The organism is Nostoc sp. UHCC 0252, assembly GCF_034931145.1.
In the GTDB taxonomy this organism is placed as follows: domain Bacteria; phylum Cyanobacteriota; class Cyanobacteriia; order Cyanobacteriales; family Nostocaceae; genus Nostoc.
In genome coordinates, this window is the sequence record NZ_JAYGHE010000012.1 from 1 (window position 1) to 17,567 (window position 17,567).

Here is a 17,567-nt window from a genome sequence, read left to right on the forward strand (position 1 = left end):
TACACTAGAATGGGCGATGCTGTTGGAGCGTATCAAAGCACAAAAAAATAACAACTCAGCGTCTTAAAATTAGACTTTAGTAATGTTGGATAAAAGTAAAATTATTGAAAAGCAAATTAAAAACCTTCATAGCAGAAGTTTACCTGATGAGATCGCTATTCAAATCTTCAAACTTGGTAAGCCAGCGTATGATTACCTTTTTACTACAATAGATAATCCGACACTTACTGATTATCAAGTTATCAATTTACTGAGACTTTTATACATGATGAGATATCATGGTAATCTTGATGCATTTGTCAATAAGCTTTTATTCTTGATTCAAGATGATAGGATTAAAGTTCGCTCGGTAGCATCAATTATGTCAGTTAATTTATTACGTATAGCAGAAACATTTAATTATCTGAATATTCCTTTACAACGAGAGAAATTGATATCATTCCTTGAGAATGCTTTGATAATGGAACTAGACTCTGCAAGTACACAAGTTGTACAAGATTTCCTTGAATAAAAAAATTATTAAACTCATTTATTTGAAAATAGTTTTATTGAGATAAATTAAAAAAATATTAGGAATGCGGCTAGTGTATGGTAAAACCAATATAGCGTTTCCTAGTCTACTGAGGTACACCCAAATCTTGTTTACCAAGGTTAGTAGCTTTGAAAACGTACCTCACTAGGTTGGGAACCGCTATAATCCAATCAATAACTCAAACCTTATACGACCAAGATTATTACCTGTGGCTGAGGGCAACTATCAATCAACTTCGTGCTAGACAGTTTTCTGCCGTTGATTTAGATAATTTGTTAGAAGAATTAGAAACTATGGGTAGGAGCGAAAAGTGAGCGGTCAAAAGTCTGTTGATTCGACTTTTGGAACATCTGCTTAAGCTCATATATTGGGATAGGGAACGGGAGCGAAATGAAGGGCATTGGAAAGGAGAAATCAGGACATTCCGTAGAGAGATTAAGGAGCGACTTAAAGAGAGTCCTAGTCTTAAACCTTACATTTTAGAAACATTTGATGAATGTTATCAAGATGCAAGGATAGAAGCAAGCGATGCCTACGGCGGTAAACTACGCTCTCAACTTGCCATTGACATATTTCCTGCTATACCCATTGGCTCTTTAGAACAAATCTTAGATGAAAACTGGTTTCCTGAATATAACCACAATCATCACGGTAAACCCGATTAAAATGAATACGCAACTTGGGTTTCCATAGGAGTATGCAGCCGTGCAGCCGGATTTAATAGGCTTGGAAATTAGTAAGGGGGAACTAAGACGTTTGACTGGGTTCGATCCAGAAGACGTTTTTCGCCCCTCTGTTTTGCGAGATAGCAAAAAGCGATTAGGGTTTTTTATCAGTGAAATGCTGGTGACGCTGGCGCTAACGCCAATAATTGTGGGCTTTGTTTACGCGTTTATTATTCTGCCAACTATTGGTTCTTCAATTCGACTAGGAATTCTTTTACTAATTTTAGTGCCAATGCCGATATTAGTGGGGCGATGGCTGTGGCGACAATTAAGCTGTCCTGAAGGACTGACAATACTTTTAGATGAAGTTGATAAATATCATGACCTGGTTACTGCTATAGATATTAATGACCAATTGGCAGCATCAGGAAACGTAGAAAGCAGTTTCCATGATCGAGATCAAGTAACCGCGGCCCTGCAACTGATTAGAGAAGATTTAGTTCGCGCTCTGAAAACGGAACGAATTTTGCGAGATAATAAAAAATTGCTTGCTAATAACCAAGAGTTATTTGTGAATAATTTAGCTAGTCTGCAAGCTTTACAAGTTAGTAGTCAAGCAGGCGAATATGCTCAACTGCTAAATCAATCGTTGCAAATTGCGATCGATGTGCAAGCAGAAATCAGAAAATTACACAAAGGCTGAATGGATGTTTGTCAAGCTTGGGCGACTAGAAGCCGCAGCTATACAAACAAAACCTGCCTCCGCAGGTTAAAAAACAATTTTGTATTAGTCCACGGAGGTGGACTTTGCTTGTGTAGTGGCAACTTCTAGCCTAATACTTTTAAAACATCCTCTGAGTAGAGATTACTTAAATGAGCAACAAACCGAAAATAATTGTCCTGGATGATGATCCTACAGGTTCTCAAACAGTCCACAGCTGCTTGCTGCTAATGCACTGGGATGTGGATACTTTACGGATTGGATTGCAGGATGATTCGCCGATTTTCTTTGTGCTGACTAATACTAGATCGCTAACGCCAGAGTCAGCTGCATCTGTCACCAAAGAAGTTTGCCAGAACTTAAAAATCGCCTTGAATGCCGAAGGAATTAAAGATTTTCTGATTGTCAGCCGTTCTGATTCTACCTTGCGGGGACATTATCCCATTGAAACTGATGCGATCGCACAAGAACTCGGCCCTTTTGATGCTCATTTTCTCGTCCCAGCTTTTTTTGAGGGTGGACGCATCACCCGTGACAGTGTGCATTACTTAATTATCGGCGGTGTACCGACCCCAGTCCATGAAACTGAATTTGCCCGTGATTCAGTCTTCAGCTACCATCACAGCTACTTACCCAAGTATGTCGAAGAAAAGACTCAAGGACAAATTAGTGCCGAAGTTGTAGAAAGGTTTCTCTTAGCCGATATTCGCGCTGGTAGCCTAGAACGCTTGTTAAAACTTAATGGTAATCAGTGCGCTGTTGTAGATGGTGAAACTCAAGATGATCTCAACCGCTTTGCAGTAGACATATTAGCAGCAGCAAGTCAGGGGAAACGCTTTCTGTTTCGCAGCGCTGCAAGTATTTTAACGGCTTTAGCCGCTTTACCACCCCAACCCATTGCTGCCGAAAACATGGCGCAGTACGTGCGGCAAGGCAAACCAGGTGTGGTAATCGTTGGCTCCCATGTGAAAAAGACTACTCAGCAGTTAGAGGCGCTATTGCAAGTAGAAGGAACCGTAGGAATCGAAGTAAACGTGGCGCGATTGCTTGATGATGGAGAAAATCAGTTTACGGCACTGCTAACTGAAATCAAAGAAAGTACACGGGCGGCATCCGAAGCGGGCAAAACACCGGTGGTTTATACTAGCCGTCAGGAACTGAATTTTAAAGATGTCGACACCCGATTGGAGTTTGGGGCAAAAGTTTCAAGTTTATTGATGGATGTTGTACACGGTTTACCATCTGATATAGGATTCTTAATCAGCAAGGGTGGCATTACTTCAAATGATGTTTTGAGTACTGGGCTAGCTTTAACTTCAGCCCGCTTACTCGGCCAAATTTTAGCTGGTTGTTCAATGGTGTTAACCCCATCCGATCATCCTCAGTTTCCTGATTTGCCTGTGGTGCTGTTTCCAGGTAACGTTGGTGATGCTGATGCCTTGGGGACTATTTATCAAAGGTTAACCGTGCCAATTTAAGATTTTAGATTTTAGATTAAAGAATCTTTTGGTTCATGTAGACTAACGTCCCGCTACGCGCTTTCAACCCTTGTGAGTGATACCAATCCAAAATCTAAGTTGCGCTGGAAGCGCACCAAAGGTGCGACCCAAAATCCAAAATTTGTTGTCTTTTGGCTAGTAATGCATGAGTTCTGATTCTGCAATTCCCAATCTAAAGTCAAATTCTGCACTTCCTAATGCAGAATCCAACTCTATCCTTTCAGAGGTAGAGGTAAATTCTACTATTTCTGATGTAGAGTCAGATCCTATCCCCCCTGATGCGGAGTTAAAATCCGTTCTCCTTTATTTAAAATCAAATACTGTCCTTGGGGATGCAGAGTCAAATCCTGCTAACCCAGATGTAGAGTCAAATCCTGTTAACCCAGATATAGAGCCAAATTCTGATGTCGGATCAGATTTTATCTTGACTGATTCAAATCCCAATGAGTTAGCAGTATCAGGGTATCGCGTAAATGACAATACTCAAGTCCAGTTAAAAAGTAAAGAGGGACGATTATTATTAATTTTGCCCTCAGAATCTCAAGTATCTGCCTCAGAACTGAGTTGGTCTGGCATTTGGCAACAAATCAGGCAACGTCTGAATGCAGGCGATCGCTTCCGGGTAGCTAATACCCCTGTGCATCTCATGGCACAAGACCGCCTAGTAGATGCCAGACAACTGCAAGAACTCGCCGAGGCTTTAAGCGAAGTTCAATTGCGGCTCATATCTGTCTCAACAAGCCGCCGACAAACTGCGATCGCAGCCGTCACATCTGGGTATTCTGTAGACCAATTACAGCCTGTAACTTCCCTAAGTACAGAGCCAGAAGCTACAGCTACACCCCAGGCAGATGCCCTCTATCTAGAAACAACAGTCCGCTCTGGAGTAGAAATTCGTCATCCTGGTACAGTAATTATCTTGGGAGATGTAAACCCAGGTGGTATTGTAATTGCAGATGGAGATATCATCATCTGGGGTCGTCTACGTGGAATTGCTCATGCTGGAGCCGGAGGCAATCGTGAGTGTCTAATTATGGCTTTGCAAATGGAACCTACCCAATTACGGATCGCAGATGCTGTCGCTAGGGCACCAGAAAAATTACCGATGCAATTTTCTCCAGAAGTGGCACATATTATGCCCCAAGGAATTCGTATTGCTAGGGCTAGTGATTTTTCCAGAAACCAATTGACTAAGAGCAATTAGTAGCCCTGAATATTTACCTAAAATATGAAGAATATGAAGGATTCAATCTAGCGGTTTTCATGTAGATGGAATACACTACTTTAATCCCTTTCCCCAAGCGTTGTGTATTTCACCCGACCGAGCTTAGATGCAAAGCGGCTTGTCGCCAGACATCTCAATAAAAAAATATTCATCTCTCTCCCGAATCAGGGAGATCAGATATTTCTTCATACTTGATACGATACTTCATACTTTATACTGCAATTTACTGTTTTATATTTCCTGAACCCTCATTGACCGCATTTCTATCATGACTCGCATTATAGTGATTACCTCCGGTAAAGGAGGAGTGGGTAAAACCACAGTTTCGGCAAATCTGGGCATGGCTTTAGCCAAAATGGGTCGTCAAGTTGCCTTGGTTGATGCGGATTTTGGTCTGAGAAATTTGGATTTGCTGCTAGGGCTGGAGAACCGCATCGTCTATACTGCGGTGGAAGTCTTAGCTAGAGAGTGCCGCTTAGAACAAGCCTTGGTGAAAGATAAGCGCCAACCAAATCTCGTACTCCTACCGGCGGCCCAAAATCGCTCTAAAGATGCAGTCACACCAGAACAAATGAAGTTACTGGTGAATGCCTTAGCGCAAAAGTATCAGTACGTGATCATCGATAGCCCCGCCGGGATTGAAAATGGGTTTAAAAATGCGATCGGCCCAGCAAAAGAGGCACTAGTTATCAGCACGCCAGAAATTTCTTCAGTTCGTGATGCCGATCGCGTAGTTGGGTTACTAGAAGCACAAGGTATCAAACGTGTTCATTTAATAATTAACCGCATCAGACCCTCAATGGTGCAGGCAAATGATATGATGTCAGTGCAAGATGTTCAGGAACTTCTCGCCATTCCCCTGATCGGGGTAATCCCTGACGACGAGCGTGTTATTGTATCTACCAATCGCGGCGAACCCTTAGTGTTAGCGGAAAATCCCTCTTTAGCTGCCACAGCCTTTGAGAACATTGCTCGTAGATTAGAAGGGGAAAGTGTCGAATTTCTGGAGATCGACTCGTCCCAAGACAGCATCTTCGCCCGGATACGAAGGTTGTTTAGGACAAAGATTGTTTAATTTATTTTCCAGTCTCCGCGCCAGACCTATTCGTAATGATTGAACTTCTAGAACGACTTTTTTCTCGCGGCCCTGATAGCAGTCGAACTCAAGTTAAACGTCGCCTGCAATTGGTGATTGCTCACGATCGCGCTGATTTAGATCCTCAAACGTTGGAAAAAATGCGGAAAGAAATCTTAGATGTAGTCTGTCGCTATGTCGAAATTGAGACGGAGGGCTTGGAGTTCTCCTTAGAAAGCAACCAACGAACGACAGCTTTAATTGCGAATTTGCCCATCCGCCGAGTCAAAGGAGCCATACCTGAATGGGAAAGGGGTGATAAATAAGTCTTTATGGTTTTAATCTTAAGTATTTTTATTTAAAGCAATTGGATGCAGCAAAATTGACATTTTCGAGTGAGTGTCAATATAACAGTTTTGAGTATGGGAATAACATTTTCAATTATTTTAATTCCTCACAATACTTAATACAGTGGAATACAGATAATTTGTAAGGTAGTACAGCTAGCTGTGCTACCTTACACGTATACCTAATTTCAAATGAAAATCGCTATTGAAGAAGAATTCATATCATGTCCGGCAAATGACTTGTAATATGTCATTGCGAGTGCAACGAAGTGGAATGAAGCAATCGCAAGGCTTTCGGGATTGCTCCTCTTCGTTTGCAATGACAATTATTTAACCGGACATGATATCAGAAGTCAGAATTCAGGAGTCAGAATAAATCAGTAGGAGTTTTAAACCCGTTTATTCATCCGCCACTCATACAGAATTCATGCTGAATTCTGACTCCTGACTCCTGAATACTGTTTTGATAAAAAATCTCCCGTTGTCAGCATTGATGACAACGGGAGAATATAAAATTTTTTATAAACTATCGATAAGCAACTTGTGGCCCTGCCCAAATTTCTGTAACCTTTTTGCCAAAAGTAATGGGCTGATCGTCGTCTGTTGGAGTGATAGTTTTACCATCATTAGCAACTTTCATTAGTGGCCAGTCTTCCTCGCCCAATTCACCTGCACGGAAAAGTACATGATCGGGTTGGCTTTTGCTCCAACCTAACAAGACGGCAATTTTCTCATGCTCATCTTCGTGACTAATGGGAGCAACTGTATTAGCGTGATTTTTTTGCCGATCCCAAATCACTGCACTATCTGTAGAATCCCCTGCATTAAATATACCTTCAAACTTGCGTGCCAAAAAGCGATCGCCTTTTTCCGACCAACTAACTGGAACCAATACCCCAATTTTACCACTCGTATCAGTTTCTTCTGATGCCGCCGCCGCCTTTAAAGCCTTTACCTTTAATAAGGGATCGCTAACAGGAGTCGTTGAAGCCATTACCCACAACTTCTTGGTGTGCATATCTTGAACAAACAGAACGCTGGTAACACGGCTGTTGTACATTTCGGGTTTTACTTCTAATTGCACCCGGCTATAAACAGCATACTTACCATCTGGAGAAACCACTGGTACGCTGCGGTAGTGACGAACTCCCGAACCACCCTTGGAACCAATTGCTTCTTGAGTCGCTGTGATCCATTTCCAAGGAATAGGATGAGGACTACCGATAGGATCTATTTGTTCTGCTTGGGACTCATCACGTGGTTCAGAAACAGGTATTTCTGTTATTGTGGTTGGTTGCGATTCTTTATGAGTTGGTGCTACTTGAGTTGCTATCAACGAGCCGGTAAAAGATTTTTCTCTAGAGAGAGAATTTTTTTCCCCTTTCAAAGACTTGATATTAGCGGCTTTGAGTTTTTGTACTAGATTAAGCTGACTAATAGGAACATCTGTTAATGGTGCAAGTTCAACTGCCGCCAAAGTATCAGGAACAGTTAAATCACTGTTTGAGAGAAAACTATCTGCTTGAGCAAAAGACTCAATTTGATCCGGTGGTAATACTTGCGGTTCCTGGACAGCAGCATTTTGTGTTGGCACAGAATCAAATTCTTCTGTTAAAGAGGCGATTTGATTTGTTTTTAATATTTCAGCTATCTCAGGTTCCCCAACTACAGCTATCTCCTTTGATACATCAGAATCTCCAGCCATCGAAGTTTGTTTAGATACTTCGGATTTTACAGGGAACGAGTGAGCCGATGCCCCTAGCAAGGGTGCGATCAGTATCACAACGACAACGTAATTGAGAAATGGTTGTGCGCGGAACCATCCTGACAGCAAAAGGGGTTTAAGCATTTGTAGACTCTCTAGAGGGGGCGGTTGCTGTGTGAGAAGCAATACATCAGCAGCAATGGGGCAGGCAGTAATTATATGTATAACAAGAAACTAAAAACTTTGACGAGATATTTCTTTCAAAGTTTGCAGAGGTTTACAAAAATTAAGTATCGTTGTCTACACCTTTTGTTACTAAGGTACTGAGTATTTTTTGACAAAAATATGCGAGTATAGTAAATATGCTGATAACTCAGTAATTACTACACGATATTTAATCCTGCTATTGCTATACCTGACCACACCAAAAATAGGTATTAGTCAAGAACGTGCTAGTTAGAGTTGAGGCGATGACGCTGGCAACCAAAAGTGAGGCAACTTACTTAGTTATTGGGGATCGTACTAGAAATAACTAGTACACAATAAATAAGCCAGATTAAACACTAAATATAACAGCGCAAACCCTCAGAATGGTAAAGTTGAGGCGTTAGGTGGGAAGCTGGGAAAGCATAATAAATCATACTCAGAAAATACTGCTGTCAGCAACCCAAAGTTATAAATTGCAATCTCAACTACAAAAATAGCTAAAGGACGCAATATTTTTTTTAAACCCAACTGCATTTAGACAATCGGGAACACAACAAAATTTACTTGGTAGATGCTCTAGCGGCTCGTGACGAGACACCACTAAACGATAAGGTTCACTAAGGGCAGATGCGGCTCATACTAGCTGTTACACTTGTTAAGTTAACTATTAAGTTAATCGAAGCAGCCTTTGGTTTCACCAACACGAAAATATTGTACCACCAAACAGCCAATATTATTTACCAACTAATTATTAATGAAAATTGTATTCTTTGGTACACCACAGTTTGCTGTACCCACATTTGAAAAGCTATTGAATCATCCAAAATTTGAGGTATTAGCAGTTGTCACCCAACCAGATAAACGCCGGGAACGGGGAAATAAACTGACACCAACACCCGTAAAAGCGATCGCTACTGCTCACAATTTACCAGTATGGCAACCCGAACGGGTTAAAAAAGACACTGAAACTTTAACCAACCTCAAACAATTAGACGCAGATGTGTTTGTTGTTGTCGCTTATGGACAGATTTTATCGTCAAAAATCTTAAAGATGCCAAAGTTGGGCTGCATTAATGTGCATGGCTCGATTTTGCCTAAATATCGGGGTGCAGCGCCGATTCAATGGTGTTTGTATAACGGTGAAGAAGAAACGGGGATCACAACCATGCTGATGGATGTGGGGATGGATACCGGGCCAATGTTGCAAATAGCCACTACACCGATCGGATTACTGGATAATACTCAAGATTTAGCCGAAAGATTGGCTGGGATCGGTGGGGATTTGTTGGTAGAAACTCTGTTGAAGTTGGAACGCCAAGAAATTCAACCAATTCCCCAAGATAATTTGTCAGCTACCTATGCACCTTTAATTAAAAAAGAAGATTATGGTTTGGATTGGTCAAAAAGCGCGATCCAATTACACAATCAAATCAGAGGCTTTTACCCTAACTGCACCGCTACCTTTCGTGACAACCTTTTGAAAATCACCGCTTCTGCTCCCCTTGGTTCTGTAGGCAATCGCAATCTACCACCAGAATTACAAGAATTAATTCATAAATTGCCTGATTTGTCAAATATTTTAGACAAACCGGGAGTTGTAGTGAGCATTGCCAAAGGAATTGGAGCGATTGTCCAAACTGGGGAAGGTTTGTTGCTGTTACGAGAGGTTCAGCTAGCTGGGAAACGTCCCCAGTCAGGATGGGATTTTGTTAATGGAACCCGCTTAACTGTGGGAGAAGTTTTTGGTGCGGGTAGTTGAGGAGTTGGCAATTTTAGATTTTGGGTCGCACCTTTGGTGTGCTACCAGCGCAACTTGAATTTTGGATTAAAGAAAAAATCTAAAATCTAAAATCAAATGGCTTCGGGCTTTTCATAAAAGCGGCAAGATTCGCAAGGGCCATCTGGGTTGACTGCACAGCGAATGAGTTCTGAATGGGCATTGTAGCAACAGGTAGCATCACCAATTACCCAACGTCCACCTACCAAACTTTTCTCAGATGGTCGTTTAGCCGACTGTACGTAAATAGCAATATTATGTAAGCGGTAGCGCCCAGCTTTAAGTTGGTAGCGATGACGGCGTTCTAAAACCGCGTAGGTTTTACCCTCGAAATCGAGATAGTTTCCGGGTTGGGGTGTCCAATCAAGTTGCACTTTACCGAGTGACTCACGCGGATGCGTCAGAATCACCTCGGTTTGTAAAGAGTCTGGCTCCATAAGCTTATGTGATTTGATTTACATTTAGAAGGATGGTATAGCATAGCTTTCTTTAGCTTACCGAATTTAGATTACAATTAATGATTAACTCTTTGCGCTTCTACGGATTACGGCAACCAAAAGTTAGGTAAGATAGATTTGCCGAAGTCACGGAGAGTTTGGTTGAGCGATCGCGCCACTTGGATATGTGCTTCATCCTCTTCTACAGTTAAAATCTCGGCTGGCTGACCTTCTCCCAAATAAGACACCACCAAATTCGCCGCTTCCAAACCAGTAACATAAGCCTTTTCCTGTGACCAGGAACCATGACGGTTTACAATCCAATCCCCACTCATAAACACATTCTTAAAACTTGTCTTAGCGGGCAACATATAACGATAGCTGCCAGGTGCAAAGTGAGTCACCGCTTGAGGTAGCCGAATTACACTGCTATCAATTATTTTTGCCTCCCGAAAGGCTGGAACACAAGTTGCTAAATAACCCTGAACTATTGGTAAAATCTCCTCATCACTCAAACTAAGAAACTGATTTGCATGATAAAAATCAGCTTCAATTACCGTTCCTGGCTCATCCCGATATTCATCATGTAGAGCATTCAAATCAAAAAACGTCCAACCTGTACTTGCGTCGAATCCAAAACAAGCGTTAGAAGGACGGGGAATATCAATTTTGCGGTCAAACCATAGCCGCGTTGCTAAAACATCAATTGCTCCTAAATTGCTCAAATTACGGAATTCTTCATGGCTTTGTAAACTAGGGCTATTTGAGACAATTTTCTTCATCCCCGTGATGCCAACTGCAAAAATTACGGCATCTGCATCAAAAATTTCATCACCGCAAACTACACCTTTGGCACAATGATTACTATCAACAATTAAATCTGTAACCCGTCGCTTGGGTAGCACTCGCGCACCAGCTTTTTCAATCCGTTCCACCCAAGGACGAAATATCTTTTCTCCAACAGTTCCCCGACACCAAACTACATCAAAATCAGGTTGATGAGCCAGAATAAAAAAGTAAAGCATTCCTAAAGTTGCTGCGGCTGAACATTGTTCACCAGGGGCAAATAAGCCCACTAATAACATCGGTTCAAAAGCGTCGCGGTAAAGTCGCGCAGAAACATTAAAGTCTTTGAACAATTCACGGGCAGTTACAAAGTCATAGCGCCGCCAAGCATCATCAGAATTATCAAAATCAACAACAGTATACAGTAAAGGCAGGGCGCTTAGACGGTCAATTAGTGGTAATCGTTTAAACTGAGTATATAGAAAAGTTCCTAGTGGGGAGGGGAGCCTCGGTAAGTCTTGAAAAATCGGTGATTCAACTTCCAAGCCTGCTGGCGAATATTGGGAGGAACGAGTCCAAGTAGTAAAAGGATTAATTTCTAATTGATTGATGAGGGAAAAAATATTTTTGTAAGGATACCAAAAGCCATGAATGCCAGCTTCAACAGATTTTCCTGCGGCTGTTTGCCAACCTGCTACCAATCCACCGGGATAAGAGCCTGCTTCTAGAAGGGTGACATCATAGCCTTGTTTAGCTAAATGGTAGGTTGCTCCCAAACCAGCCCAACCAGCGCCTACAACTACCACTCGTTTTTGTTGCGATCCTTCTACCATAGCAGCCTCCGATTGTTGCAGTCCATCAACTAATGTATACGAACTTGTGTTGCGATCGGATGACAGCTTGTTACTATAGCGGTTTTCCTGGGGATGCAGTTCAGTAAAAATCCCTTGCGGTTAATGCTGAGTTACGAGTATAACAGAAAACAGACTTAACTATTGATGAGGAATAATCATAATGACTCAATTAGCAAATACAAAATTCAGTCTAAATGACTTTGAATTACGAGATGGTATTTATTTTCCTAGTGACTATGAACAGTTGAATAATACTCAACATAAAAAAACATGGGATGCAATTGGTAAAACATATTATGGTTCCCAAAAAGTTGAAAAACTTGCAGAGACATCGCCCATCAAACAAGATTACACTCTCTTAACTGGCACACCTGGAGGGACTTGGAATAAATTTCCATTGAATAAATCTGTTGGCTCTATTCTAGAGATTGGTTCTGGTTATGGTCGCGCCCCTTTGCATCTTTCTAAAGCCAAAAATCTGAGATGCGAAAAATATTATGGTGTTGATATTTCTGAACCTTTATTGCGGCGGTTAATCAAGGTTAAACAAGAATATAATTTTTTCCCAGAAGCGGAATTTAACTTGATTTGCACTTCTGCGGAAATTTTGCCTTTAGAAGATAATTCTATAGATTTGGTGATTTCTAACTGTGTTTTTATGCATATACCAGATGCACAATTAAGGAATTTGTTGGCTGATATATCTCGCGTATTAAAACCTGGCGGAATTTTTGTTTTCAATCATTCCTTTCACAATAAAGCTTGTCCTTCTCATATTATCCATAATTTTATCAGGAGGCTGAACCCATTTGTGAGAAATCCAGTTTATCTCAAGCAATATTCTGCTGCTGAAATAAATGAAATGTTGGCGACTGCTGGCATACAAACTAAGTGTCCAGAATACATTGTGGAACCAACGGCAGAATATGCAATTTTGCCGGAAACTATTAAGGGAATTCCAGTACCTTTTGCTAATGCTATTAACAGAAGCCTTAAACCATCAGATGCTTTAAAAGAAACCTTGGCTTATGGTTTTAGTGCTTACAGTAGTCAACTATAGCAATCTTAAATAATTCGCAAACAATCAGATCCCTGACTTCTTAGAGAAGTCGGGGATCTTGTTTTTTAGGAGTTACTATGTGACTTACCAACTTTTACCGACATATTTAAACTAAAGTTGGTAAATTAGTAATTAGTTAAGCTAATTCTCCCTTACGCAACTATGCCATTGGATTTATCGCCCCTTTGGATATCATTGAAAACTTCATTACTTGCCACATTTATCACATTCTTTTTGGGTATCGCTGCTGCCTACTGGATGCTGGGATATCGTGGCAAAGGTAAATCGTTGATTGAGGGTATCTTTATTGCGCCACTGATTTTACCACCCACTGTTGTTGGTTTCTTGTTGCTGCTATTTTTTGGCAAAAATGGCCCTGTAGGGAAACTCATGCAGACTTTTAACTTCAGCATCGTCTTTACTTGGTATGGTGCGGCGATCGCAGCCACGGTAGTTGCTTTCCCTTTAATGTATAAAACTGCACTGGGAGCCTTTGGACAAATAGATGGCAATTTGCTGCGAGTAGCCAGAACTCTTGGCGCAACCGAAACTACAATCTTTTGGCGCATTAGTTTACCCCTAGCACTACCTGGCATTGTCGCCGCCACAATGCTCGCTTTTGCCCGTGCTTTGGGAGAATTCGGCGCAACCTTAATGCTGGCTGGTAACATTCCCGGACAAACGCAGACAATCCCAATGGCAATTTATTTTGCTGTGGAAGCGGGAGCAATGGACGAAGCGTGGTTTTGGGCGATCGCAATTATGGTGATTTCTCTATCTGGAATTATTGCAGTTAACTTCTGGCAAGAATTGAGGGAGAAGAAGGCAGGGGGCAGGGGGCAGGGGGCAGGGGGAAAAATTCTCTACACTCCGCAATCTAGTTTTGAATCTGGGGGATTGTTTGTCAATATTGAGAAAATACTTGCTAGCTTTCATTTAAAAGTTGCTTTTACTACTGATGAGCAACCTTTGGGATTGTTGGGGGGTTCTGGAGCAGGTAAGAGCATGATTTTGCGCTGCCTTGCGGGGATAGAAACGCCCTCTAGTGGACGCATAGTTTTAAATGGCAGAGTTCTGTTTGACTCTGAACAAGGAATTAATTTACCCAGCCGCGATCGCCGCATCGGTTTTTTAGTGCAGAATTACGCGCTATTTCCGCACATGAGTGTGGCGCAAAACATCGCTTTTGGTTTGCCTAAAGGACTATCGGCTGGGAGTATAAAAGTGCAAGTAGAACAGCAACTAATAGCGATGCAGTTGCAGGGATTAGGCGATCGCTATCCGCACCAACTTTCTGGGGGACAACAACAACGGGTAGCCTTAGCAAGAGCATTAGCAAGTCAACCGGAAGCATTGCTTTTAGATGAACCGTTCTCGGCACTTGACACCCATTTGCGTAGTCAATTAGAGCAGCAAATGACAGAAACTCTTGCTGACTATCAAGGTGTGACTTTATTTGTCACCCATAATATGGAAGAAGCTTATAGAATTTGCCCGAATCTGTTGGTATTAGAGCATGGTAGAGCCGTTCATCATGGCAGCAAACATGATATTTTTCAGCATCCTACTACCGTTAGTGTTGCTCAACTTACCGGATGTAAAAACTTTTCCCGTGCTGTTCTACAGTCATCACAACAGATAGAAGCGATTGATTGGGGTTGTACTCTTCAAGTAGTTGAACCAGTCACGAACGAATTATCTCACGTCGGCATTCGTGCCCATCAGTTCATTTTTACGAACGACTCATCACAGGAAAATACCTCTCCCTGTTGGTTAGTAAGAACAAGTGAAACGCCTCATAGAATGACGTTGTTTCTCAAATTACATTCGGCTGGCAAAAACTCTCAAGATTATCATCTGCAAGCTGAAGTCTTCAAAGAAAAATGGGCGACTATGAAAGATCAACCTTTTCCTTGGTATGTGCGTTTAGATCCTCTGCGGTTGATTTTGATGGAGTGAACGCAGAAATAGACGGAAAGCGGGAAATTATTCTAAATAATCTTACTTCAAGCGCCCAGATTCCGAAGAGTCTGAGCGCTTGAATATTAGGTTGCAGAGAAACTTCTGCTAGTTGGGCGAATTAAGCAGGCATCATGTGCATACTTCTGCAAGACTCTGCACACTTGCGGCAAGCAGCAGCACATTCCATCATTTTCGCGTCATCGTTCATCATCTCACATGCCATTGCAGTGCGATCGCACATTTCGGCGCAAAGCATACAAGTGCGTCCCATGAACTCAGAACCGCTCATCATCATATTCATACACATCATGCACATTTCAGAGCAATCGCGCATCATGCTCATCATGCTCATCATGTCCTTGTCCATCTGCATACCACCTTTGGCCATGCAGTAAGTCATGGTTTCCATGCACATTTTATGACAGTCCATACAAACTTCCATGCAGGCTTGCATTTCGGCAGTCATGGTTTCATTCATCATCATCATCATCATTTGAAATACCTCATGATTTGTTGATGTATAACGAGTGTCCTTAAAAGGACTACTAATAACATTAATCCTATCCTTTTAAAGAGTCAATGGTAGTTTTTAATCCGAATTTATAAGCCTACTATCCCGATATAATTACCGGGAATTTGGACAAATTCTACAGAAGTTTAGTGCTGTTTTATTACTTGTTGTTACACATTAAGGCTTAGATACTCCCTCTTAGAAGTGGGGTTTGTTTAGCAAGTCAATTTTTTCATCGGGGATCACAACTTAAAGTCAAGTAATTCGACAGTAATTTAATATTTTAAGCTATGTTAAGAAATTTAAATATAGAATATGTTGCCACGCATCATCAAGAATTCAATGTTGCCTATTGCCTTACCACGCAAATAATTTCATAAATCAAATCAGATCGCTATATAAAAATAACCTCCCAAAGCGATCGCCTCGAAAGTTTCCCGAAAGTGCGATGGCTACGCCCGCCGCAGGCATCGCATTTACTAAAAATCAAAAGAGTGATTTATGTCTGACTTACTCTTTGTAGACACCCTGCGGTAAGCAAGAGCTATTTTTAAGTTTATTTTACTAATAATTTATTTTTCTAGCTCTACTTTAAATGAAGTTATATTTTCATTACTAATTAAATTAAATTCTTCTTCAGTGAATTTTTTATTTTCATCTATCTTAACAATTTTTTCTCCAATTTGAAATCCAGTTATGTTAATTTGATTGTTAGTTTGGTCTTTTGAAATCAAAAATTTGTTGTTACTTTCAGCTACTTTTTCCTTCTTGTCCTGTTGCTTTTCTGTCGTTCTAAGACCAATAAAAGTAGCTGAACTGATTCCTTGTAATGCTAGAAGTGATGAATCAAACTCTGGCATTTTACCATGATTTATGACTTCATAAATAAAGACAAGTCCTAGTGCCAATGTCCATAGAGCTACCTGAATCCTATGAAGATCAAATCCATTACCATCCGATAGAATATCGTAAAACAGACCTTCACTAGTTCTTGCTGATCCTTTTTGTTTAATCTCAGGCTTACTCTCATCAATGAGTGAATTAATAAATGGTGTTCCAGCATTAATTCCTAATAAGATACTTGCTGAACTACTGAAGATATTTGTGAATTTTTCTGTGACCAAAAAAACACCTAAATAAGACAAAATAATTATAGCTGTCCACCACGCTAATTGTAATAGCGATAAGCTAAATGGATTTTTCTTGTTTGAGCGCATCCACTTTTGGAAGAAATATAATAAGCACCCCTATATGGGTTGTATAAAAAACTATCTGCCAAAACCGGATGCTCATTAAAAGTTGTGATTTCCCTCTCGGCTGACTCTCTTTTTTGCTTAAAGTGTTGCGGAAATAAAATCCAACTGTTTCTTTATGCTTCCAAAACAACGCATACGTGGTGTAATCCTTACGCCTAAAGGATTACATAAACTTGAGTTAGCAAAACAACAAACAGAATTTAATGAAAACGGCAACAAGCGATTTACACTCATCAATCTGAGTGTTAAGACAGGTTTAGACTCTCATACCCTGTGTAAGATTTTAAGCTGTAGCAACAAAGTTGATCGATACTCTCTCATTCGATGTTTTCAGGCATTCAAAATATTATTAGAGCCGGATGATTATGATGTCGCCACCATTCCCCTGCTCATAAATAGCTCAGAGTTACAACATAGAAAAACCTGCAAGGATAAGACTTTAGGCAGAGAGGAAGACAAAAAACTTGGATTACAGTTGAACCTAGATGTAAATGAGGTCAACTTGCCCATGACTCCACCTGAAGAAATTCGCTCAAGAGCAATAACACTGCTGGAAGAATTATCGGGAGAATCTTTACTAAAAGCAGTTAAATTTTTAGAATCCCTTTCTCAAGAGTCTTTACCGCTAAGTAAAAACAAGCCTGAACATAGCAACGGTGTTGCGAAGAATATTACGCTCAATTAAACTAAAAAGATTTTTCAATAACCATAAAAATAACCTCTGGAAGCGATCGCACCTTTAATTGCTACAATCCTATCTGATTTGTGAAAATTCTCAGTGTCCAGATCCCCGACTTCTCAAAGAAGTCGGGGATCTAACTTTTCACGAATGATTTACGATTGCTATATATTCTTTCTGCTGTGGCGAAAAACTCTATTTTTAATCAAATGCGTCAACAAATTGAGCGCTATTTTAGTAGTTATCTTAACCAAACAAACCAATAGAAA

The 17,567-nt window shown here is 40.8% G+C and carries 15 protein-coding genes and 1 pseudogene; 11 read left to right on the plus strand and 5 right to left on the minus strand.

All coding sequences use genetic code 11. The annotated features are described in order from the left end of the window. The first annotated feature begins 82 nt into the window (after nt 1–82). From VB732_RS10140 to minE, 7 genes and pseudogenes are all read left to right on the plus strand, one after another. Nucleotides 83–511, plus strand: a complete 429-nt coding sequence (locus VB732_RS10140; protein ID WP_323230706.1) for a hypothetical protein — start codon at nt 83–85, stop codon at nt 509–511. Between the two features lie 170 nt (nt 512–681). Next, nucleotides 682–1,197: pseudogene (locus VB732_RS10145) on the plus strand (DUF29 domain-containing protein). 40 nt (nt 1,198–1,237) lie between these two features. Continuing rightward, nucleotides 1,238–1,900, plus strand: a complete 663-nt coding sequence (locus tag VB732_RS10150) for a hypothetical protein (RefSeq protein ID WP_323230707.1) — start codon at nt 1,238–1,240, stop codon at nt 1,898–1,900. A 170-nt stretch (nt 1,901–2,070) separates the two neighbouring features. Then, a complete protein-coding gene (locus tag VB732_RS10155; RefSeq protein WP_323230708.1) occupies nt 2,071–3,396 on the plus strand; it encodes a four-carbon acid sugar kinase family protein in 1,326 nt (441 codons plus the stop codon). Between the two features lie 166 nt (nt 3,397–3,562). Continuing rightward, a complete protein-coding gene (minC, locus tag VB732_RS10160; RefSeq protein WP_323230709.1) occupies nt 3,563–4,621 on the plus strand; it encodes a septum site-determining protein MinC in 1,059 nt (352 codons plus the stop codon). Between the two features lie 289 nt (nt 4,622–4,910). Then, a complete protein-coding gene (gene minD / locus VB732_RS10165) occupies nt 4,911–5,717 on the plus strand; it encodes a septum site-determining protein MinD (RefSeq protein WP_190731998.1) in 807 nt (268 codons plus the stop codon). 35 nt (nt 5,718–5,752) lie between these two features. Beyond that, on the plus strand, nt 5,753–6,043 hold the full coding sequence (gene minE, locus VB732_RS10170) for a cell division topological specificity factor MinE (protein ID WP_323199038.1): 291 nt from the start codon (nt 5,753–5,755) through the stop codon (nt 6,041–6,043). 547 nt (nt 6,044–6,590) lie between these two features. On the opposite strand, the gene VB732_RS10175 is transcribed toward minE, so the two are convergent. After that, nucleotides 6,591–7,913, minus strand: a complete 1,323-nt coding sequence (locus VB732_RS10175; RefSeq protein WP_323230710.1) for a hypothetical protein — start codon at nt 7,911–7,913, stop codon at nt 6,591–6,593. Between the two features lie 817 nt (nt 7,914–8,730). Between VB732_RS10175 and fmt the strand changes: the two genes are divergently transcribed. Then, nucleotides 8,731–9,735: a methionyl-tRNA formyltransferase gene (fmt, locus tag VB732_RS10180; protein WP_323230711.1), complete on the plus strand. Its 1,005-nt coding sequence runs from the start codon at nt 8,731–8,733 to the stop codon at nt 9,733–9,735. A gap of 92 nt (nt 9,736–9,827) precedes the next feature. Here the strand turns inward: fmt and VB732_RS10185 are convergent, their stop codons facing one another. Together VB732_RS10185 and VB732_RS10190 are read right to left on the minus strand one after the other, a co-directional pair. Further along, nucleotides 9,828–10,190 carry a DUF6464 family protein gene (locus VB732_RS10185; protein WP_323230712.1) on the minus strand — a complete coding sequence of 121 codons (363 nt, stop codon included), beginning with the start codon at nt 10,188–10,190 and terminating at the stop codon, nt 9,828–9,830. Nucleotides 10,191–10,297: 107 nt separating this feature from the next. After that, nucleotides 10,298–11,809, minus strand: coding sequence for a hydroxysqualene dehydroxylase (locus VB732_RS10190; protein WP_323230713.1), 1,512 nt, complete (start codon nt 11,807–11,809; stop codon nt 10,298–10,300). Between the two features lie 181 nt (nt 11,810–11,990). Here VB732_RS10190 and VB732_RS10195 point away from each other — a divergent pair, with 181 nt between their 5' ends. Both VB732_RS10195 and modB read left to right on the plus strand, forming a co-directional pair. Continuing rightward, on the plus strand, nt 11,991–12,890 hold the full coding sequence (locus VB732_RS10195; protein ID WP_323230714.1) for a class I SAM-dependent methyltransferase: 900 nt from the start codon (nt 11,991–11,993) through the stop codon (nt 12,888–12,890). A 162-nt stretch (nt 12,891–13,052) separates the two neighbouring features. Beyond that, complete coding sequence (gene modB, locus VB732_RS10200) at nt 13,053–14,849, plus strand: molybdate ABC transporter permease subunit (protein ID WP_323230715.1); 1,797 nt, start codon at nt 13,053–13,055, stop codon at nt 14,847–14,849. Between the two features lie 121 nt (nt 14,850–14,970). On the opposite strand, the gene VB732_RS10205 is transcribed toward modB, so the two are convergent. Both VB732_RS10205 and VB732_RS10210 read right to left on the minus strand, forming a co-directional pair. Next, entirely contained in the window at nt 14,971–15,342 is a 372-nt protein-coding gene (locus VB732_RS10205; protein WP_323230824.1) for a four-helix bundle copper-binding protein, read from the minus strand. Between the two features lie 593 nt (nt 15,343–15,935). Then, entirely contained in the window at nt 15,936–16,580 is a 645-nt protein-coding gene (locus tag VB732_RS10210; RefSeq protein ID WP_323230716.1) for a hypothetical protein, read from the minus strand. A 154-nt stretch (nt 16,581–16,734) separates the two neighbouring features. Here VB732_RS10210 and VB732_RS10215 point away from each other — a divergent pair, with 154 nt between their 5' ends. Further along, nucleotides 16,735–17,304, plus strand: a complete 570-nt coding sequence (locus VB732_RS10215) for a hypothetical protein (protein WP_323230717.1) — start codon at nt 16,735–16,737, stop codon at nt 17,302–17,304. The last annotated feature ends 263 nt before the right edge of the window (nt 17,305–17,567 follow it).